This window comes from Ochrovirga pacifica (assembly GCF_000220525.1).
Taxonomy (GTDB): domain Bacteria; phylum Bacteroidota; class Bacteroidia; order Flavobacteriales; family Flavobacteriaceae; genus Ochrovirga; species Ochrovirga pacifica.
In genome coordinates this window covers 83698-104650 of the sequence record NZ_AFPK01000034.1, presented here as the reverse complement: position 1 = coordinate 104650, position 20953 = coordinate 83698, and the positions used below count along the sequence as shown (strand labels likewise).

Annotated in this window: 17 protein-coding genes and 1 tRNA gene; 7 read left to right on the top strand and 11 right to left on the bottom strand. The window is 34.2% G+C overall.

The features are described 5' to 3' along the window. The first annotated feature begins 77 nt into the window (after positions 1-77). From FS85_RS0106430 to FS85_RS0106420, 3 genes are all read left to right on the top strand, one after another. Positions 78-150: transfer RNA gene (locus FS85_RS0106430), tRNA-Phe, on the top strand. 217 nt (positions 151-367) lie between these two features. Beyond that, positions 368-1948 (top strand): choice-of-anchor I family protein, encoded by a 1581-nt coding sequence (locus FS85_RS0106425; protein ID WP_010135290.1) that lies wholly within the window; start codon positions 368-370, stop codon positions 1946-1948. Between the two features lie 301 nt (positions 1949-2249). Then, complete coding sequence (locus FS85_RS0106420) at positions 2250-3257, top strand: LacI family DNA-binding transcriptional regulator (RefSeq protein WP_010135289.1); 1008 nt, start codon at positions 2250-2252, stop codon at positions 3255-3257. Between the two features lie 211 nt (positions 3258-3468). Here FS85_RS0106420 and FS85_RS0106415 read toward each other — a convergent pair whose 3' ends face one another. The 7 genes from FS85_RS0106415 to FS85_RS0106385 form a co-directional block, all read right to left on the bottom strand. Beyond that, positions 3469-4410, bottom strand: a complete 942-nt coding sequence (locus FS85_RS0106415; protein ID WP_010135288.1) for a LamG domain-containing protein — start codon at positions 4408-4410, stop codon at positions 3469-3471. Positions 4411-4602: 192 nt separating this feature from the next. Continuing rightward, a complete protein-coding gene (locus FS85_RS0106410; RefSeq protein ID WP_010135287.1) occupies positions 4603-5721 on the bottom strand; it encodes a DEAD/DEAH box helicase in 1119 nt (372 codons plus the stop codon). A gap of 147 nt (positions 5722-5868) precedes the next feature. Continuing rightward, positions 5869-7263, bottom strand: a complete 1395-nt coding sequence (gene glmM, locus FS85_RS0106405; RefSeq protein WP_010135286.1) for a phosphoglucosamine mutase — start codon at positions 7261-7263, stop codon at positions 5869-5871. A gap of 125 nt (positions 7264-7388) precedes the next feature. Continuing rightward, on the bottom strand, positions 7389-8480 hold the full coding sequence (locus FS85_RS0106400) for an LptF/LptG family permease (RefSeq protein ID WP_010135284.1): 1092 nt from the start codon (positions 8478-8480) through the stop codon (positions 7389-7391). A 2-nt stretch (positions 8481-8482) separates the two neighbouring features. Beyond that, positions 8483-9613: a tRNA guanosine(34) transglycosylase Tgt gene (tgt, locus tag FS85_RS0106395; protein ID WP_010135282.1), complete on the bottom strand. Its 1131-nt coding sequence runs from the start codon at positions 9611-9613 to the stop codon at positions 8483-8485. Between the two features lie 105 nt (positions 9614-9718). After that, entirely contained in the window at positions 9719-10756 is a 1038-nt protein-coding gene (locus FS85_RS0106390) for a family 16 glycosylhydrolase (RefSeq protein ID WP_010135281.1), read from the bottom strand. Between the two features lie 117 nt (positions 10757-10873). After that, entirely contained in the window at positions 10874-11929 is a 1056-nt protein-coding gene (locus tag FS85_RS0106385) for a family 16 glycosylhydrolase (protein WP_010135280.1), read from the bottom strand. A gap of 180 nt (positions 11930-12109) precedes the next feature. Here FS85_RS0106385 and FS85_RS0106380 point away from each other — a divergent pair, with 180 nt between their 5' ends. After that, a complete protein-coding gene (locus tag FS85_RS0106380) occupies positions 12110-13741 on the top strand; it encodes a sulfatase family protein (protein WP_010135279.1) in 1632 nt (543 codons plus the stop codon). Between the two features lie 70 nt (positions 13742-13811). On the opposite strand, the gene FS85_RS0106375 is transcribed toward FS85_RS0106380, so the two are convergent. Continuing rightward, entirely contained in the window at positions 13812-14669 is an 858-nt protein-coding gene (locus FS85_RS0106375) for a hypothetical protein (protein WP_010135278.1), read from the bottom strand. A gap of 15 nt (positions 14670-14684) precedes the next feature. Then, entirely contained in the window at positions 14685-15611 is a 927-nt protein-coding gene (locus FS85_RS0106370; protein ID WP_010135277.1) for an Ig-like domain-containing protein, read from the bottom strand. A 114-nt stretch (positions 15612-15725) separates the two neighbouring features. On the opposite strand from FS85_RS0106370, the gene FS85_RS0106365 reads away from it, so the two are divergent. From FS85_RS0106365 to FS85_RS15930, 3 genes are read left to right on the top strand one after another with little or no spacing between them, the layout of a single operon-like run. Then, entirely contained in the window at positions 15726-16280 is a 555-nt protein-coding gene (locus FS85_RS0106365) for a TetR/AcrR family transcriptional regulator (RefSeq protein ID WP_010135276.1), read from the top strand. Positions 16281-16332: 52 nt separating this feature from the next. Then, complete coding sequence (locus FS85_RS16860; protein WP_237706946.1) at positions 16333-16503, top strand: SDR family NAD(P)-dependent oxidoreductase; 171 nt, start codon at positions 16333-16335, stop codon at positions 16501-16503. Beyond that, positions 16490-17197 (top strand): SDR family NAD(P)-dependent oxidoreductase, encoded by a 708-nt coding sequence (locus tag FS85_RS15930; RefSeq protein ID WP_237706947.1) that lies wholly within the window; start codon positions 16490-16492, stop codon positions 17195-17197. The genes FS85_RS16860 and FS85_RS15930 overlap by 14 nt, the downstream gene beginning before the upstream one ends. A 74-nt stretch (positions 17198-17271) precedes the next feature. On the opposite strand, the gene FS85_RS0106355 is transcribed toward FS85_RS15930, so the two are convergent. Together FS85_RS0106355 and FS85_RS0106350 are read right to left on the bottom strand one after the other, a co-directional pair. Further along, positions 17272-19719, bottom strand: coding sequence for a DUF4114 domain-containing protein (locus FS85_RS0106355; RefSeq protein ID WP_010135274.1), 2448 nt, complete (start codon positions 19717-19719; stop codon positions 17272-17274). 149 nt (positions 19720-19868) lie between these two features. Then, complete coding sequence (locus FS85_RS0106350) at positions 19869-20831, bottom strand: bile acid:sodium symporter family protein (RefSeq protein ID WP_010135272.1); 963 nt, start codon at positions 20829-20831, stop codon at positions 19869-19871. Positions 20832-20953: the final 122 nt, after the last annotated feature.

Sequence of the window (20953 nt, the reverse complement as noted above, 5' to 3'; positions counted from 1 at the left end):
GATAATCACATTTTTTACTAAAAAAAGTTTGTAGAACTTTAAAAAGTGTGTATATTTGCAACCGCTAAGTTAAGCATGGTGCCTTAGCTCAGTTGGTAGAGCAAAGGACTGAAAATCCTTGTGTCCCTGGTTCGATTCCTGGAGGCACCACATTAAAAAGCTTTGATTTATTTCAAAGCTTTTTTGTTTTTTAAGAAAATCACCTACACACTTTCTTTATTTTATAGGCTCCCTATACAAGAAATACACAACAAAGTCTTAATATAATCTTTACATTATTAACAAACTTTAATACTATCATAGTAAGCTATTAACATTTTTGAAACACTGGTTCTATTTATTTGTGGCAAACAAAATTTAAATTAAAATGAACAAGTTTTTCAAATTATTTACACTAGGTCTATTAGGGACTTTAACAATTATTTCGTGTGGACAAGATGGTATGGATGGTCTTAATGGTACCGACGGAAAAGATGGTGCTGACGGGGCTGATGGAAACGACGGAAAAGATGCTGAAATCGTAAAAACGGTTGCTGAAATGAGCTTTACCAAAGTAGGTTCTTTTACCAACGGAAACGATGAAGCTTATGCCGAAATTTCTGCTTTTGATGCCTCCACTAACAAACTTTTTATTGTAAATCCAGAAGAAGATGAGATTTCTGTGGTAGATTTATCAGACGTAACTAACCCTATTAAAGGAACATCTATCTCTGTAGCTCCTGGAAGCCCTAACTCTGTGGCAGTACACAATGGAGTCTTAGCTATTGCTGTAGAAAACGATGACAAACAAGCTAACGGAACTATCGAAACCTACAATACAGACACGCAAGTATTGATCGCTTCATATCCTGCTGGTGCTTTGCCAGATATGGTTACCTTTTCTCCTGATGGAACTTATATTATTGCTGCTAACGAAGGAGAACCTAACGATGATTATAATGTAGACCCAGAAGGTTCTATAACAATTATAGAAGTTGCAACACAAAACGTTACTCAAGTTGCTTTTGATGGTTTAACCAATCCTGGAAACAACTTTAGAGTTTTTGGACCTGGTGCTACTTTACAACAAGATGTAGAGCCAGAATACATTGCCGTTTCAGACGATTCTAAAACAGCTTACATTGCATTACAAGAAAACAACGGTATGGCAATAGTTAATCTAGAAACAAAAACCATTAGTACATTGGTTGGTTTAGGGGTAAAAAACTTTAACATTGCAGGAAACGAAATAGATGCATCTGATAGAGATGGAATTGCAGGTAATTTAAAAAACTGGAATGTTTTAAGTTTTTATATGCCTGATGCTATTGATTATTTTACTTCAAATGGAAATGGATACATTGTTTCTGCTAACGAGGGAGATGCAAGAGATTACGACGGTTATTCTGAAGAGGATAGAGTTAAAGACCTTGAACTAGACCTTGATGCATATCCAAATGCAGACTGGCTACAAGAAGATGAAAATTTAGGTCGTTTAAAAATTACTACTGCAAACGGAGATGCTGATAATGATAATAAATACGAACAAATCTACGGATACGGAGCACGTTCATTCTCTATTTGGAATACAAACGGGGAAAGAGTTTACGATTCTGGTTCTGAAATCTCTAGAAGAACTTTATCATTAGCTCCAAGTATTTTTAATCAAGACGAAGGTGATGTTGACGGTAGATCTGATGACAAAGGTGCTGAGCCAGAAGCTGTAAAAACATTAAAAATTGGAAATGAGACTATTTTATTTGTTGGATTAGAAAGAACAAGCGGAATACTTGTTTACAATGTTACCAATCCTTTAAACCCTGAATTTGTGACTTGGTTGTACGATGCTAACGACATATCTCCAGAAGGAATTACTGTTGTAGATAAAGACGATAGTCCTACTGGTAACTACTTAATGATTGCTACCCACGAAGTTTCTAGTACTATTGCTATTTACGAAATTCAATAGTGTTATTTTTAAGAAATATCAAAAAGAACAAAAACATCGAGAATAAGGTTCTCGATGTTTTTTATTTTTAGCTTAGTTATCATTTTAAAATTCAACACATACCTATGTTAATTTAGAATCTCTTTATTATTCATAGACTTTCTTGCCCAATAAGTCTTTTAAAAAATAATTCTACAATTACCATCAACACTAGTGCATGTATTAGCCTTACACACCTACAATCGATTGTTGGTTTAAATATCAATTCTATATATTTGAAAATAAGAAACCCCAACCTATATTTACATATATTTTTAGCAGAATGAAGAGTAATAAAACCACCATACACGATATTTCTAAAGCTCTAAACATAGACAGCTCCACGGTTTCTAGAGCACTGAACGACAGTCCTAGGGTTTCAAAAAAAACCAAAGATTTGATCTTAAAAAAAGCTCAAGAACTCGGATATCAAAAAAACATCTTAGCTTCTAACTTGCGTACACAAAAAACCAATACCATTGGTATTGTGGTTCCTAGAATTTCAAGAAATTTCTTTTCATCAGTAATTTCAGGAATTGAGGAAACTGCTTACAAAGCAGGTTACAATGTGGTTATTGGACAGAGTTTTGAGAGTTTGGAACGTGAGCAAAAGCTAGTTTCTACTTTCTTATCAAACCGTGTAGACGGTCTATTGATTTCTATATCTATGGAAACTACGGATTTTAATCATTTAGAAAATTTTAAAACCCACGGTGGTCCAATTGTTTTTTACGATCGTCCTGTTCCTTTAAACAACTATACCTCTATTACTATTAATGATTTTGAAGCCAGCTATAATGCCACCAAACATCTTATAGAAAAAGGCTGCAAACACATTGTGCATTTTTCGGGAATTCAAAAAATTCTCTTGTACAAAAATCGAAAAGAAGGCTACATAGCTGCATTAAAAAAACATAACATACCCGTTAGAGAAGACTATATTTTTGAAGCCAAACTCTCAGAAAATGATGGCGTAGAATTCGCAAAAAAAATCTTACAAATGGATCAAATAGATGGAATCTATTCTTCTAACGATACTTCTGCCATCAGTGCTATGCAATATTTAAAAGCTAAAGGAATCAGAATTCCCCAAGATATTTCTGTAGTAGGTTTTAACAACGATCCTATTTCAGCTGTTATAGAACCTAATTTAACAACTATCAACCAACCAGATTTTGAAATGGGCACTATTGCCTGCCAACAACTCATCGATCTTATTGAGCAAGGAAACAACCATAAAGAACAACAATCAAAAGTGCTTCAAACAGAACTAATCATAAGAAAATCTTAGAACGTATATTAGGTTACCTAATCAAAAGATACTTTAAGTGTACTTTATTATTTTTAGACTATTACAAACACAAACTAGGGTAAAAAGATAGTCAAAGTGATTGTGTTTTTATAACCGCATCTATTATTTTTGAGCTATAACAGAAACACAGGCATAACCGTTCTTGGCATTTTTTAAACAAAACAAAGCTACTTCTTTACAAACAACTTTGTTATTTTAACTCCCACGTACGTACCCAATCGTAATAAGTAGTTCGCTCTTCAGTTGTCCCTGTTAAGCCACCATCTGCTGGCACAGGATTCCAATCGTAAGTTTCGGTAACCATTCTTAAATACATGGGCAAATCAAACCTTTCTTTAGGATTTACAGTACTTTGATACTCTCCGTCTAAAAAAAATAAAATTTCTGTCGGACTTTTCCACCAAGCTGCATAAATATGATATCCCTCCCAACTTTTGTTGTTAAACTTCACACTAGCTCCGGCACTTCCTTCTTTGGTTTCATCACAAGATTTATTTCTGCTATGAGTGTTAGAAAACATACCCGAATCGTGATCTGATGCCCAATTAGGAACTGTTTCTGAAATTCTCCCAACCGTTTCTTGAATGTCTAATTCTGTAGTTCGTTGATCACAACCTGAACCTTCATTTCTTGTATTGATCAACCAAAAAGTAGAAGACATAAAAGTTTTGCTAGCTTTCATTCTACACTCAAAATACATTCCTGATTTTGCAGTGTTTACAGAACGAATTAAGCTACCAGCATGCGTATATTCGTTGCCATTTACAATTTCTTTTTCAGGCAATTTGTAATTGGTTACCTTTAAATTGTCATCGGATAAGCTTACCGCATCTTCTTTAAAAATTCCTGGAGGCCTTCCAATCCAAGTATTTACCAAAACTGCCCATTTGTTAGTATTTAACGTTGTGCTATCAAATTCATCGGATAGTAATTCTACTTTAGTCCAAGTATTAGCACTAGTATTAGGATCTTCTCCTTCTAAAAAAGTGGGCACAGAAGCATCTGTTCCTAATTCTTCGTTATCAATAGGTTGTTCTATTTCTTTTGATGGAGGTATAAATCCTTCATTTTCTTTGGAACAAGAGCTGAATAGTATTGCTCCAAAAAATAAGATACTGATTCGTTTAATCATGAACTATTATTTTTAGACAAATCTAACCATCTCTTAAAAAAACCAACAATACGCTAAACTAATTTTATAGAATAGATGTATAATTCAATAAAAAACATGTTTTACAAAATATTTACTAACAAACATTACTCTTTATAAAGTAAAAAAACTTGAAGTAGGTACTTCAAGTTTTTTATTTTATTCTTTTAGCAATTATGCTAAGGTATATTTTCCGAAATAAATTTTAAACTCCTTTTGTAGTTGATGCAACTGCTCTACTTCGTTAGACAAAACAATTGCCAAAGACAAGCCTTTGTTTCCTCCTCTGGCAGTTCTTCCACTTCGATGCACAAAATATTCTGTTTTTTCTGGTAACTGGTAGTGAATCACATAGTTTACGTTAGGAATATCAATTCCACGTGCAGCTACGTCTGTAGACACTAGTAACTGACTGGCACCGTTTTTAAAAGAACGCAAAGATTTTTCTCGATCACGTTGTCCCATATCTCCTTCCAAAACTGCAATAGAAAACCCTTCTTCTTCCAATTCTTCTTTTAGTTTTTGAGCCCCTAATTTGGTTTTACAAAACACTATTCCCTTTTCTACCCCTCTACTTTCTACAAAAGAAATTAATGTATCTAATTTTTGATTTAAAGTTGTAGAAATGTATTTATGAGAAATGTTTTCGTTGATTAATTGATTGGCCTCTACTTCTACACGAACAGGGTTGTTCATGTAAGTTTTTACCAAACTATTTAGAGCATTTGGAAATGTTGCCGAAAACAACCAAGTGTTTTTAGTTCCTGTGGTAAACTTTAAAATTCGATTTAAATCGGGTAAAAACCCCATGCTTAGCATTTCATCAGCTTCGTCTAAAACCAACATTTTTATATGACTGATATCGATAGCCGATCGATCTAACAAATCACATAAACGCCCTGGAGTAGCTACGACTACGTGCGTTGTTCTTTGCAGATTTTTTATTTGTATGTCTATTTTTTCTCCGCCATACACAGCTTCACAAAAAATTCTTTCCGGAGCATATTTAGTTAGCTTAAATAGTTGTTTTTTTATCTGCTGAGCCAGTTCTCTTGTAGGGGCCAGTATCAAGCCTTGAATCTCGTCTTTTTTAGGATTTACTTTTTGCAACAATGGCAAACCAAAAGCTATGGTTTTACCAGTTCCTGTTTGTGCTTTTCCTATGTAATCTATGGATCCCTCTAACAATTTAGGCAATGTTCTTTCTTGTATTTCTGTTGGTGTTTTTACTCCAATCTCTTTCATGGCCTTTATAAACTCTGGAGTAGCCCCTAACTCTTTAAAATTTTTCAAAATCTTAGTGTTTAATTTCCTTGCAAAGATACCAATCTAATATTTAGATATTGAATTCTTTATTCAATGATTCTTTTAATCAAAAAAAGTCAGAGAAGTTATACTTCTCTGACTTTAAATTTTATGGTTATGTACTCTGAATCTGAATTAGATTCCTGCAATTTCTTTAATTTCATCAATAGCTCTTTGTGCCAAAGCATCAGCTGCTGTTTGAGAACCACTTTCTGTGTAAATTCTAATTATCGGTTCGGTATTAGATTTACGTAAATGTAGCCATTCTTTTGCAAAATCTACCTTAACTCCGTCAATGGTATTTACTTGTTCGTTCTTGTATTTTTCTGCCATGGCTTCTAAAATTCCATCAACATCTAAATCTGGAGTTAACTGAATTTTATTTTTACTCATAAAATAAGCTGGGTAACTCTCTCTTAGTTCTTTACAAGATTTTCCACTGGTTGCCAAGTGCGATAAAAACAAAGCAACTCCTACTAAAGAATCACGTCCGTAATGTGATTCTGGATAAATAACCCCTCCGTTTCCTTCTCCTCCAATTACAGTATTGGTTTCTTTCATGGCAGTTACCACGTTTACTTCTCCCACAGCACTTGCGGTATAGGTTCCTCCATGCTTTTCGGTTACATCTCTTAGTGCTCTAGAAGAAGATAGATTGGAAACCGTATTTCCTCCTCCTAATTTTCCTAATACATAATCTGCACAAGCTACCAAAGTGTATTCTTCGCCAAACATAGAACCATCTTCGCTGATTAAAGCCAACCTATCCACATCAGGATCTACTACAATTCCAAAATCGGCTTGTTCTTTAACAACCAATTCAGAAATAGCTCCCAAATGTTCTTTTAACGGTTCTGGGTTGTGTGGAAAATGTCCGTTAGGTTCACAGTATAATTTTACACATGCTACTCCCATTGCTTCTAACAAAGTAGGTATAAATATTCCTCCTGTTGAGTTCACTGCATCTAGCACTACTTTGAACTTTGCTTTTTTTACAGCCTCAACATCTACCAACTCTAAGTTTAGTACTTCTTGAATATGCTTTTCTACATAGGTTTTATTTTCTGTGTAAACACCTAAATCATCAACTTCTGCAAACTGATAAGCATCTCTTTCTACAAACTCTAAAATTTCTTTTCCGTCTGCTCCGTTTAAAAACTCTCCTTTTTCGTTCAATAATTTTAGAGCATTCCACTCTTTAGGGTTGTGAGATGCGGTTAAAATAATTCCACCATGTGCTTTTTCTAAAGGAACAGCTACCTCTACAGTGGGTGTGGTAGACAAACCTAAGTCGATAACATGAATACCTAAACCAATAAGTGTGTTGGTTACCAAACTACTAATCATAGCTCCAGAAATACGAGCATCTCTTCCTACTACGACCTTAATTTCTTTGGTGTCTTTATTTCTTGCTTTGATCCAAGTTCCATAGGCTGCAGCAAACTTAACTGTATCTAATGGCGTTAAATTTTCTCCAACTTCTCCCCCTATTGTTCCTCTGATTCCTGATATTGATTTGATTAATGACATTCTTTTTGGTTGTTAAAAAATTAAACAGTTCAAAGATTAGAATTTATTGTTAAGAAAAGTAGTTATTCAAATTATTTTTTGATAGTATTTAATTTGAAACACAACAACAAGCAATAGGCTCTTAATTAACCTTGTTTTTTTTCTTTAATGTATAAATACATTGCTACAATAGAAAATATTATATTAGGAAGCCAAGCCATAAATAACGGATTGGATCCTGGTGCAGACCCTAATACTTTGGCCACTTTCATAAAAAACACATAAATAAACATTAAAGCCACACCTATTGCCAAATTAATTCCTATTCCTCCTCTTTTTTTTCTAGAAGCAAGCGAAACAGCAATTAAAGTAAGTACATAGGCAGAAATTGGCAAGCTGGTTCGTTGATACAGCTCTACATAATATTCATTCAAGTTTTTAACCCCTCTTCTTTCTGATTTTTTGATAAAATTGTACAAATCAATCGAGGTCATTTCCATAGATTTATGCCCCGATGTAATTAAATCTTCGGGCGTAAAATCTAATGGTTGTTTTTTACTTTGTCCATCGCTAATAGAGTCTCTATCATTTAGCACAAAACGCTCTCTGTATTTTCCTAGAATAAAATTTTCATTAACCTCATCCCAAGTTACATTATCAGAAACAAGTTTGTACTTTACTTTAGTACCATTAAATTCAGTATAAGAAAAATTGTATCCTTTGTTGTTTTGCAAACTAAAATTTTTGATAAAAACTTTAGCACTATCATTTAACTGCAGGTTAAAGTTTTTTACATAGGTATTGTTTTCCTTTTTTCGTTTTAGATAAGTTTGCTCAAAATTGTACTTAGTATTGTTTCCTTTAGGTACCACAAAATGATTCATATACAGAGCAATAATCGCTAAAATGGTAGCTCCTATAAAATAAGGTCTTAAAAACCTTGTGAAAGAAATATTGGCACTATTAATAGCTATTACTTCGGTATTACTAGCCAATTTTGAGGTAAACATGATACAAGCCAAAAAGGTTGCTAAAGGCAAAAAGGTGTTTCCATAATAAATAATAAAATTCACATAATAATCCTGAATAATCTCTAAGATTCCCAAATCATCATGTCGCAAAAATTTATCTACCTTTTCTGATACATCTATTACCACTGCAATAGGTATCAAAATAAACATGGCAAACAATACTGACCTTAAGTAACGTAAAAGTATGTATCTGTCTAATATTCTCAAAATTACAAGCGTTTATCCATTTGTTTTACCATTTTGTCCTTCCACTCTCTAAAATCTCCGGCCAAAATATGTTTCCTAGCTTCTCTTACCAACCATAGGTAGAATCCTAGATTATGTATTGTAGCAATTTGCTTGCCTAAAAATTCATTCGAAACAAATAAATGACGTAAATATGCTTTTGAGTACTCCGTATCTACCCATGTGATCCCAGCAGGATCAACGGGAGAGAAGTCTTTTTCCCATTTCTTATTTTTTATATTAATATGTCCTTCAGAAGTAAACAACATTCCGTTTCTGGCGTTTCTGGTAGGCATCACACAATCAAACATATCTACCCCTAATGCAATGTTCTCTAAAATATTGATAGGTGTTCCTACTCCCATTAAATACCTTGGTTTATCTTCGGGCAGTACACTACAAACCACATCAGTCATGGCATACATTTCTTCTGCAGGTTCTCCTACAGACAATCCTCCAATTGCATTTCCTTCGGCCTCTACCGAAGCAATAAATTCTGCAGATTGTTTTCTTAAGTCCTTATAAGTGCTTCCTTGAACAATTGGAAAAAAAGTTTGCCCATAATCGTAAGTATATGGTGTTTTTTGTAAATGTTCTATACAGCGTTTTAACCAACGGTGAGTCATATGCATAGATCTTTTGGCATAGTTGTATTCGCACGGATATGGTGTACACTCATCAAAAGCCATAATGATGTCTGCTCCAATATCACGCTGAATTTCCATCACATTTTCGGGCGTAAAAAAATGATACGATCCATCAATATGACTTTTAAACTTAACGCCTTCTTCGTTGATTTTTCTTCTTCCTGACAACGAATACACTTGATACCCTCCAGAATCGGTTAAAATGGGACGATCCCAGTTCATAAATTTATGCAAACCTCCTGCTCTCTTTAGCACTTCTGTTTTAGGACGTAAATACAAATGGTAAGTATTACCTAAAATAATATCTGGGTTAATTTCTTCTTTCAACTCACGTTGATGTACCCCTTTTACCGTTCCCATAGTTCCTACAGGCATAAATATTGGAGTTTGTATGACTCCGTGATCTGTAGTTACTTCTCCTGCTCTTGCCTTACTCTTTGGGTCTAAACTTTCTATCTTAAATTTCATACGAGCAAAAATAACATTTTGTAACGGTTTCTAGTTTATCAAAACAAAAAAAGCCTACAATGTTTATTAAGAACATAGTAGGCCTATACTTTGTGATTACCTTTGTTATTCTAACTTCCAAGTTCGCACCCAATCAAACCTTGTATATCGTTCTTCAAGAGGGTTGTTAAAGCCCATTTCTTCGGCTGTAGTTTCTTCAATCCAATCGTAGAAATTACTAGACATAATCAAGCGCAAGGGGGCTGTAAACTGAACTGCTGGTGTTACTGATTCTACAAATTCGCCATCAATAAAAAAATCTACTTTCTTTCCATCAGGGTACCAGTAAGCACCGTATATATGAAACACCTCAGAGTTCTTTTGGTCAAAATTTAATTTTCCTCCTCTTGTTTGTTGTTCGCCATTATAACATTCTAAAGTTGAATGTCTATGAGTATTGTAGTGAAAAATTCGATCCCAATTGGATTTTATCGCCCAGTCATCTTTTGTCCATTCATCACCTAGTTCTCCTGTTAACACTCCTACACATTCCTGTATATCCAATTCCGATCGTTCTCCGTTGTTAGGTGTTTCCTTACATGGCTTGGGTTCAGACATCAACCAAAAAGCAGCAGACATAGCCGTTTTGCTTGCTTTCATTTTTGCTTCCATGTAGTAGCCTGGTTCAGACAACACTTTTCCGTACACATAGGCCCCACCATACCTTCTTGTTGCAGGTTGATTTGTTTTGTCTTGAGGAGAATATTTAGGATTATCAAATTTTTCACCTTCCAAGCACAACATCCCTTCGGAAATGGTTGCATTTTCAGGTTCAAAAAGAGATCTAGACGAACCATACCAACCTCTGTCTTGCTGATAACTTCCCCATAAATACTGAGGATTAGGATTCCACTTGTCTACATCTAACGTTTCGCCTTCAAACTCATCAGACAATGCGGTTACTTTTACCCATTTCTTGTTACTATGATTGGGATCTTGATTGTTGTTAAAAGTAGGTTTTGTAGGATCGTCTTTTCCTGTAAACTCTTCTTCTGTTGGAGTCTCAGTGTCCGTAGGAGGAACAAATACATCGTTAGATGATGAAGTGCATCCTAATATCAAAAAGATGATAGCAATCTTTAGAGCATAAAATCGTTTGTTCATTTTTACGTTTTTTGTGTTTGATAAACGTAAAATTAAAACAGCTTGAAACGAACTAAGGCACTTGTTCTGTTGATTGATAAAACAAATGTTTTTACATTACCACAAATCTCTAAAACACTACTCCAATCGCCAAGTGCGTACCCAATCAAAACGAGTATATCGTTCTTCAAGGGGTTTATTAAACCCCATTTCTTCGGCTGTGGTTTCTTCAATCCAATCGTAAAAATTACTGGACATAATCAATCGTAGCTCTCCTTTAAAAGGAATGGCCGGCGTAACTTGTTTTACTATATAACCATCAATAAAAAAGTCTATACGTTCTCCTCCGGGGTGCCAATAGGCTGCATAGATATGAAATGCTTCGGAGTTCTTTTGATCAAAATTTAGTTTTCCTCCTTTTGTCTGTTTTCCTCCTGTATAACAGTTTCCTGCATTGTGTCTGTGGGTATTGTAATGAAAAATACGATCCCACTTGGAGTCTACTGCCCAATCGTCATTTGTCCAAGCATCTCCTTTTTCTCCCGTAAATACTCCCACACATTCTTGTATATCTATTTCTAAGTTTTCTCCAAAACTTGCATTACTACTACAAGGAATTGGTGGAGTTTTTAGCCAAAAAGCAGCAGACATAGCAGTTCCACTTGCTTTCATTTTAGCTTCCATATAGTAACCCTCTTTAGCATATGTTTTGCCGTAAAGATAAGCTCCTCCGTATCTTCTATTGGCGGGTTTAGAAGTATCATCTTTAGGACTGTACTGAGGTGTATCGTATTTTTTTCCTTCAATTCTTAAATATCCCTCGGCTACACTAGCATTGTTAGCATCAAACAAAGAACGGGTAGATCCGTACCAACCTCTATCACTTCCGTTCCATAAAGTTTCTGGAGTTGGAGACCACTTGTCTGTATCCAACTCTGTTCCATTAAATTCGTCTGACAATTCAGGAACTTGTACCCATTGTTTGTCCGTTGTATTAGGATCTTGATTTTCGTTAAAAGTAGGTTGATTGGCATCTTGTCCCAACTCATTTTCTTCTGTAGTTTCTTCCGAGTTATCTTCTTCTGTATTTTCTATAGGTTCTTTAGGAGGAACAAATGCATTGTCTTCTCCTTTGCTACAATTTCCAAAAAAAATAGTGGTCAAAATAAATCCTACTTTTACAATAACTTTCATCCTTAATGTATTTTACCCTCAAAGCTAATTGATGTTTTATCACAAACACAACACGTTTATCTAAAAAAACAAAACAAATTCATCATAAAAATAAAAATACACTTAACATTTCCTTAATTTTAAACCAATAATTCATATTTCATAAAATTGTTTCATCCTTTTATAAAAGTTAAAGTTAACATGACTAAACATTCAACTTTTCTATTTTTATTCGCTATTACTCTACTAACTAGCTGTAAAAAAGAAAAAAAACAATCCGATCAGCCCAACATTATTTTTATTATGTCCGATGACCATACAACCCAAGGAATTGGTGCCTATGATAGTCGTTTGGCTAAACTAAACCCAACTCCTACTATTGATAGAATTGCCAAAGAAGGAGTGTTATTAGAAAACGCTTTTTGTACCAACTCTATTTGCACCCCTTCTAGAGCAAGTATTCTAACAGGTCAATACGGTCAGGTAAACGGTGTGGTTGATTTAAGTGGAAGACTAAAAAAAGAAAAACAATATTTGGCATTAGAAATGAACAAATTAGGTTACCAAACCGCAATGATTGGTAAGTGGCATTTAAAACACGCTCCTGATGCTTTTGATTATTACAACGTATTGCCTGGGCAAGGAGATTACTTTAACCCAACCTTATACACTAAAGAAGGAGGAACTAAAACCGAATTTAGATTTGAAGAAGATTTGGTAAGAGAAGTAAATGCCACACAATACCAAGGACACTCATCTGATGTAATTACAGACCTTTCTTTAGATTGGTTAAAAAACAAAAGAGACAAAAACAAACCTTTTTTTCTGATGCATCATTTTAAAGCCCCACACGATTTTTTTGAATATGCCCCTAGATACGAAAATTATTTAGCTGATGTAACCATTCCTGAACCTGAAAGCTTATGGGATAACAAGAACAACGGTTCTGTAGGAACTAGAGGTTTTAATGATACTTTAACAGATACCATTGGCTCTTCTATAGGACACAGAAATGTAATTAGAAATATGGGAATGCACATGGAAATTGATCCTAACATTCCTGACCCTGAATACAAAAGATTAGCTTATCAAGAATATTTAAAACGATATTTACGTTGTGTGAAAGGAGTAGATGACAACGTAAAACGCTTGTTTGATTACTTAGAAAAAGAAAATCTAATGGAAAATACCATTATAATTTATACCGGTGATCAAGGATTTATGCTAGGAGAACATGATTATATAGACAAGCGTTGGATGTATGAAGAATCTATGCGCATGCCATTTATGGTTCGTTATCCTAAAAAAATTAAAGCAGGTAGTCGCACCGATGCCATTGTTAACAATACTGATTTTGCCCCAACTATTATTAATATGGCAGGTGGTAAAACCCCAGAGTACATGCAAGGAGCAAGTTTTTATGATATTTTAACAACAGGTCAAGAACCTAAAGATTGGAAAAAGGAAACTTATTATCGTTATTGGATGCACATGGCTCACAAACATAACAATCCTGCACATTTTGGTATCAGAACCAAAGATTATAAATTGATTTTCTTTTATGGAAGAGACTACAATACCTCTAGAAATACCGAAGCACAAGAATGGGCACACAACCCAGCTTCTATGTCGTATTTTAATACACCTCCTGCTTGGGAGTTTTATGATTTAAAAAAAGATCCCAAAGAAATGAACAATTTATACGGAAATGATCAGTACAAAGAAATTATTAAAGAGCTAAAAGATCGACTAAAAAAACTAAGAACCAAAGTAAAAGAAGAAGACCATCAGTATCCCGAAATTCAAAAAGTAATTGATGAATATTGGGATTAAAACTCTTTTGGTTAAAACAAAAACATCTTATACTTAAAGAATTGTTAAAGTATAAGATGTTTTTTTATGTTTATAGCTCAAAAAACACTCCTCCACTATACGAAGGAGCTGCCACAATAATTCTTCCAGAAACTGCAGATGCGTAGTAAAAAGAAACACCTATTTTTTTAGTAATATAATACGCAAGTTCAGCTCCCAAACTGGTATATTCAATATTATTCGCAAAAATGCTTCCATTTATACTTCCTGCATCCCCTAAGGATCCATTTCGGGTTGATTCTAAGACAGCAACACGACCAATAAGCCATAATTTGTTAAAAAAACGAACTCCTAATTCTCCACCAAAATAAACCTCATCAGAAAAACCTTCTGTTCTATGGTTGTAGGCCAAGTGTGTTTTTGCATAAGCATCAGATGCCCCTAAAGAAAACGGCACTCCTACATCTAGTTGCAAATGCTGATTGAACTCTCCATCTCCATTTTGCAGTACAGCTCTTTCATTTCCTCCCTCTGTTTTCCCTAAAGGGATTCCAAATTTTAAGGTCGATGAAACTGCTAATCTACTCGACTTATAAAGCGAATAACGAACCCCTAAATCTGTATCACCAAAACTATTAAGAGAAGCTCCTTCGGTTATTGTATTTCCTCGGGTTGCAGACACCGATTTGTTTTGAAAACTTCGAACAAAAAAAGGAATATAGGCCACAATATCAAACTTATCTGTAATTCCATACTCACCGTACAAACTTACATTAAAAACACCTCTGGTTGTTAAGGGAGATTTGTCTCCTTCATCGTTAAAGTGTTCATCAGCTTGTAAATACCAAGAACTTAGTTTAAAATAACCTTTTCCCTTTCCTTTCGTCCACTGTGCCATTGCGTTTGATGCAATCAAAAGAAGGGCAACAATTATTACTTTGTTTTTCATCTGTTTTTGTTTTTTTTATTCAAAAGTCCCTCCTCCTAAGTACACATCAAATGGATCGCACCAAAAAATGATATAGGTATAATTGTTAATATTGATATTATCTAAGGTAATGCTCCAGGTTCCTGTTCTTTCTGTTACTTGCCCTCCTACTTTTACAGCCGCACTAATAGAATTTGGGTTGTTAGACAGATAAAAATATCCACCAGGAGCAGAACGAACGCCAAAATCTTCCGAAAACTCTAAGCTAGAGCTCGTAAAAGTAACCGTACCTGTTAAACCATAAGAACCTGACAAACTAGCTTGTTTGGACTGAGTTGCAACCACGCTTAATTCGGTTGTATCAGTAAGTAAACTTCCGTTATCGTTTACAGCAACGGTAATTCTAGTATTCCCTGCTGATTTAGCAGTTACCAAACCACTAGCACTATCTATACTTGCTACAGATGGGTTAGAGCTTGTCCATTCTAAAGTTCCACTTCCTACATAATCAGCATTGTAATTGTATGTTGCACCAATAGCCATAGGACTTGTTCGTGCGTTGTTAATCGCTAATGTTCCTTCTTGAATTTCATCAACAGTAAGAGTTGCAATGGTTTTAGTTATCGTTTTAGAATTATTTTTAGGATTGTCATCAGCAACACTTGCTGTAATAACGCTTTGTCCTGTTCCAACAGCAGTAGCCAGTCCTTGACTGTTAATGGTAATAACTCCAGTATTAGAGCTTGTCCAAGTAATAGGCACATTTGTTTGTTGGCCTACATCGTTAAAAAAAGAAGCTGTAAATTGATAGGTGTTGTCCAAACCTATTCTTTCCGGAATGGGATTTTCAGTGTCAATTCTAAATTCTGGCTCTACATAATCGTTTACCAAATCTTCCTGAATACAAGAAGTAAAACTCAGAAAAACCAAAATTATCTCCAAGTAGTTTTGTAGTTTTCTCATTATCAAAGTTTTTCGTTTATTAAAAATTAGGTCGAACCATTAAACATCTGTTTACAAAAAAAATAAACTTTATTTGTTTTGGAATATTTATTCCAAAACATCTATCTTTGCTACATGAATAAGAAAGATCATATTATTAAGGCTGCTTTAACCTTATTAACCCGTAACGGAGTTCATGCTACCCCCATGTCTGCTATCGCCAAAGAAGCTGGTACTGGAATGGGAACTATATACAATTACTACCCTTCTAAAGAAGTACTTATTAATGAAATCTACACGATGATTAAAAAGGAAGAAACAGCTTTATTTGCTAATTTTTCTGAAACACTACCAATAAAAACACAATTTGAATCTTATTACAAAGCAACCTTATTATTTTTTATAGAACACCCTTTGTACTTTAATTTTATGGAGCAACTACACGCCTCTCCGTTAATTACTGAAGCTAGTAGAAATGTAGGAAGAAAAACCATTGCCCCTGTATTATCTATGCTTACATCAGGCAAACAATACAGGATTATTAAACATATTGATACTGAAGAACTTCTTCAATTTATAGGAGGTTCTATCTTCTCTTTTATTAGATGGTTTCAGACACAACCAAAAATCAATAAAAAAACATCCCTAAAAAATCAACTAGAAATGGTTTGGGATGCCATTAAAGAATAATTTTTTTAACTTAAATTGGAATGATTATTCCAAAAAACCAATTTTATATCAAATGAAAAAAAATGTATTAATTACAGGAACCTCTACAGGAGTAGGTTTGGAAACTGCCCTCCTTTTTGCACAAAACGGATACAAGGTTTTTGCTACTATGCGTAACTTAAAAAAAGCTTCTGCCTTAAAAAAAAGCCGTAGAAGATCAAAAACTAGACATAGAACTTTATGAACTAGATGTAACCCAAAACGACACTATTGAAGAGGTGATAAGTACGCTGATATTAAAACATAAGAAAATAGATGTTTTGATAAATAATGCTGGAGCAGGTTTCTCTAAAACTTTAGAACAAGCTAGTTTTGATGAAATTCAATGGGTAACCGAAGTTAATTATTTAGGTGTTGTACGAACCACCAAAGCTATGTTACCTTATATGAGAAAAGCAAAACAAGGCCGTATTATTAATATTAGTTCTGTAGGGGGCTTGGTAGGACAACCCTTTAACGAGCTATATTGTGCAGCTAAATTTGCTGTAGAAGGTTTTACTGAGGCTTTGGCCACTTATATCTCAGATCCTTTTAACATTCACTTGACCACAGTACAACCAGGGGGAATTTCTACTGAATTTATGAACAATGCTATTAGCAAAACAGTTACAGAAAAAGGGGAATTTGCTACAGGAGAATACGCAGCTATTTTTCAAAAATATTTAGAAGGTGTACAAACAAGGTCTGCAAACTCGGAAAACTCTCCTTATCAAACAGGAAAAGAAGTAGCACAAATTATTTTAGATATTGCCAACACAGAACAACCTCCTTTAAGAGTTAGAACTTCTGCATGGGCTGAGGACTTTACTAAATTAAAAACAGCTGCAGATCCAGACGGTCGTTTAATTTTAGAATCAGTAAAAAAAGATATTTTATAAATCTTACTAATTACCAAACAAAAAAGGTTCAAAAAAAACATTTTGAACCTTTTTTATTGAATAGTATATCTCAATTAGTTTACTATAAACTTACCACTTTTAGAACCTATTCCCTCTTCTTCTATGGTATAGACATAAATACCGTTAGACAATTTTGTTTTGTAAGTAATTGTTTGGTTTGATTGATTTACAGAAACTTGTTGTGTTTCCACCAATTTTCCTAAAATATTGTACACCCTTATAATTGGATTAACCATACCATTGGTTACCTTAATACGGGTTTGATCTGTGAATGGATTTGGATAAACTTCACTACCTATGTCTGTAGTTTCTTCCTGAATCACCTCATCATCATTAGGCATCATAGAAACGTTTGTAAAAGTAACATTCTGTATTGCCAACTCAAAATTCTCAAAACTGTTTCCATTTCCGTTGATAGAAAACACAATTCTTTTTACATCCTTAATGGTTGCTTTATTGCCATATTTATCTGTAAAATCACTAATAGCAATCGTTTTTAAAACCTCTTTGTTACTAGCTTCTAGTACATATGAATATCTATCTTCCCAATCTTCTAAACCACTCTGCATTAAGACTAATTCTACAGGATGTGTGCTTTTATTTTTAAACTGAATAGCATTGTAGTTCTGTATATCTAAAGCTTGATCTCCAGGAAGAACTTGTCTAAAGGCGTTAAAAGTATTCTTTATACTACCTGTAGCCAATAAATTTCTTTCAACCGCATAGGTTCCTTCTTGTACTTGTGTATTGTTCTGAGTAATATCAAACACACTCACTCTAGCTCCCTCTTCTAAATAATCTATTCCCCAAGGTCCATCTGCCAAATACAAAGCATCCATTTGAGTAGATGCAATTCCCTGAATCGAAATTCCTGCATCAAAAAGATTTCCTGTTTCCACAACAATAGATTCTTGTCTGTTTCCTGATAGAGAAATATTTCTTTGTAAAGATGCTGTATCTGCATGTTCTGTGCTTTTATAATTTGCATGCAACGCTATAGCAGTTGTGCGTGTATTGTTAATCAACTCTAAATGTACTTTTCCATTTTGATAATATCCTGATTTTACAAAAACGTCAGGAATTTTTTCAGTATTGTGATCGCTTGTTACCAAAGCTTCTGAACTAAATTTGTCTATAATTTGATTTGCAATTGCAAATACTTGCCCATTACTGCCTCCCCATACTTGAAAGTTGTAATAATCACCCTCTGGATATTGATCAATATTCCAAAAACTATACAATTCGTACTGGTTGCCTTCTTTTTTGATAGAAAAACTTAACGTATTCTCTAACTCTCCTGACTCTCTTAATATTTTTGAATAAATCATTTGATGTCCTCTTACGGTAACCAATCTTACATCTTCTAAGCTAGAATTGTTTAAACGATCACAAATAGCTTTGGTGTGATCATAAACGTGTTCAGATGTATACGATGCCAATGCTGCTGCTATTCTATGATCATCAGTATAATAATCTATAGAAAAAACTTCTTCTGCATTGGTAATTTCAACTAAATCAGTTGGACTTGACACATAAGAACTCTCATTCCCAAACATTCCAGTTTCAGGAATGTAATTTTGCAACAAACTAGTTTCCTCTACAGTAGAAGTACCCAATGTTTTTAAAGTTCTTACTCTGGTTTGTCTTGATTTTGTATCTGCCTGTGTATGTTTTAAACTTCTTTTAAAATTACGTTTGGCAATTTTTTCTGCCAAAGTTCCGTTACTTTCTAAGCCTCCATTGTTTGCTGATGTAACATCGGTAGCACTTTCTACTTTTGTTATGTTTTCATTTACAATAGCACTGTATGGAGTTGCTGTTACATAAAAAATTGCATCATTAAAATCATGATCACAAGAAGCATAATCTCTTCGTACGTCCTCAAAACCAAGAATCACTCTTTGGTTTTTATCATCAGCTAACAACACGTTGTGTTTTCTTAAAGTCTCGTCATTTTCAGGATTGTAGTCTGTGTTAGAATACAATTGCCATAATCCCCAAGTAACTTTGCTACCATTCCATGCGTTGGCCAATAAAACCCAACCAATACTTGTACCAGCTTCAAATTCACCAATTTTTACTTTATCACCAGCTAGCAAACTTCCCCTTTGGTTTAGGGCAGATGCATTGGGAAATATAACTGTAATATCTTCTGCATTAGGTCTTTTGGGATTTGGATCATTTGTGTTGTAGGTGTAAAAACCTAATACATTTCTATACCAAGCTCCTTCGCTAACAAATGTTACATAAACCTCCGCTTTTTGATTGATGTGGATATCCGTATCAAATCCTGAACTAATATAATGAGGGTTATAGTCTGGTACAGGATAACTCTCTGGAAGTGCACTTTTTATCTCTCTAAGAGTTTCCTCTGTTACAACGTCCGATGGGTTTTCTAAATATTCTGGGGTTCCATCAGAAGTATAAGTTCCTAAATAATTAAAATTTTGAGCTTGTAAACTTGCCGTAAAAAAAAGAATTAGTAGTAATACGTGTTTCATGACTTAAGGGTGTTTTTTTAGCAAAATTACAATCACCCTTTGCCAATTTTAATCAAATTTCGATAAGATGTATGTAAACTTCGACAAACTACATTCCTTTATCTTTTAATACTTTAACCTTTCTTAAAAACCATTCATCTATTCTCTTTTTATCTATTTCCTAATCTATTTGCAATTACAGCCAAAATCATTAGCTGAATGGTATGATACAACATAACGGGAAGTAAAAACAAACTTGCATTTGGGTTGTTTACAAATAAAATTTTTAAAATAGCGGAACCGTGTATCAAGGATTTTTTAGACCCACAGAACATGGCTGTTATTTGATCTGCCAAATTAAGTCTTAACAACCTAGCAAAACTGTAGATCATACCCATCATTATCCAAAACAAAGCAACGATTACAATACCTAAATACAATATTTGCAAAAGAGAAATTCCTAAAAAAACATCGGTTAAAATCGATTTACAAAAGCTAGAATACACAATTAGAACAATAATGGTTTTGTCGTACAGAGTGATAAAACGTTTTTTTTGTTGAGCCCAGGTTCCGTATTTTTTATTTAACGACAATCCTATAACCAAAGGCACTAGAATTTGTAAGGTCAATTTTAGAAAAATCCCTTGCAAAGAAACATTTTCTTGTTGGTACATCACCAACCCCATCCACAATGGGGTGGCAAACACTCCAATTATTCCAGAAATACTAGCGTTAAAAATAGCACTAGGTACATTCCCTTTTGCCAAAGAAACCATAATTACCGAAGAAGAAACTGAAGAAGGCAATGCTGATAAGTAAAACAATCCCATCCAAAAAGTATCTCCAATCCATAGTGATAATACTGGTTTTAGAATCCAGATAATTGCAGGAAAAAGCACAAAAGTACTCAACTGAACCAATATGTGTAGTGGGTAATTCTTGAGTCCGTTAGTCACCTCGGCAATAGACAACTTTAAGCCATATAAGAAAAAAATTCCACTAATCCCCACGCTGGTCAACTCTGCTAAACAAAAAGTTTCTGCTCCATTAGGAAAAAGAAATGCCAAAGCAATTACCATTAACAAGCACAGCACAAAAGGGTCTAGGTATTTTGTAATTCTTTTTACATTCATTTTTGATGAGGTTAAATTCAGAGGCTAAAAGTATTATTTAAATTATTGTTCCTTACTTTTTATATCAAAATTAAACAACATTCTCCTCTTCATCACATCCTACAAGCTACATCAAAAAAAGT

Coding starts and splice junctions, on each gene's coding strand:
- FS85_RS0106425 (WP_010135290.1), top strand. CDS start 368: ATGAACAAGTTTTTCAAATTATTTACACTAGGTCTATTAGGGACTTTA.
- FS85_RS0106370 (WP_010135277.1), bottom strand. CDS start 15,611: ATGAGAAAACTACAAAACTACTTGGAGATAATTTTGGTTTTTCTGAGT.
- FS85_RS0106375 (WP_010135278.1), bottom strand. CDS start 14,669: ATGAAAAACAAAGTAATAATTGTTGCCCTTCTTTTGATTGCATCAAAC.
- FS85_RS0106380 (WP_010135279.1), top strand. CDS start 12,110: ATGACTAAACATTCAACTTTTCTATTTTTATTCGCTATTACTCTACTA.
- FS85_RS0106355 (WP_010135274.1), bottom strand. CDS start 19,719: ATGAAACACGTATTACTACTAATTCTTTTTTTTACGGCAAGTTTACAA.
- FS85_RS0106415 (WP_010135288.1), bottom strand. CDS start 4,410: ATGATTAAACGAATCAGTATCTTATTTTTTGGAGCAATACTATTCAGC.
- FS85_RS0106385 (WP_010135280.1), bottom strand. CDS start 11,929: ATGAAAGTTATTGTAAAAGTAGGATTTATTTTGACCACTATTTTTTTT.
- glmM (WP_010135286.1), bottom strand. CDS start 7,263: ATGTCATTAATCAAATCAATATCAGGAATCAGAGGAACAATAGGGGGA.
- FS85_RS16860 (WP_237706946.1), top strand. CDS start 16,333: ATGAAAAAAAATGTATTAATTACAGGAACCTCTACAGGAGTAGGTTTG.
- FS85_RS0106420 (WP_010135289.1), top strand. CDS start 2,250: ATGAAGAGTAATAAAACCACCATACACGATATTTCTAAAGCTCTAAAC.
- FS85_RS0106390 (WP_010135281.1), bottom strand. CDS start 10,756: ATGAACAAACGATTTTATGCTCTAAAGATTGCTATCATCTTTTTGATA.
- FS85_RS0106350 (WP_010135272.1), bottom strand. CDS start 20,831: ATGAATGTAAAAAGAATTACAAAATACCTAGACCCTTTTGTGCTGTGC.
- tgt (WP_010135282.1), bottom strand. CDS start 9,613: ATGAAATTTAAGATAGAAAGTTTAGACCCAAAGAGTAAGGCAAGAGCA.
- FS85_RS0106365 (WP_010135276.1), top strand. CDS start 15,726: ATGAATAAGAAAGATCATATTATTAAGGCTGCTTTAACCTTATTAACC.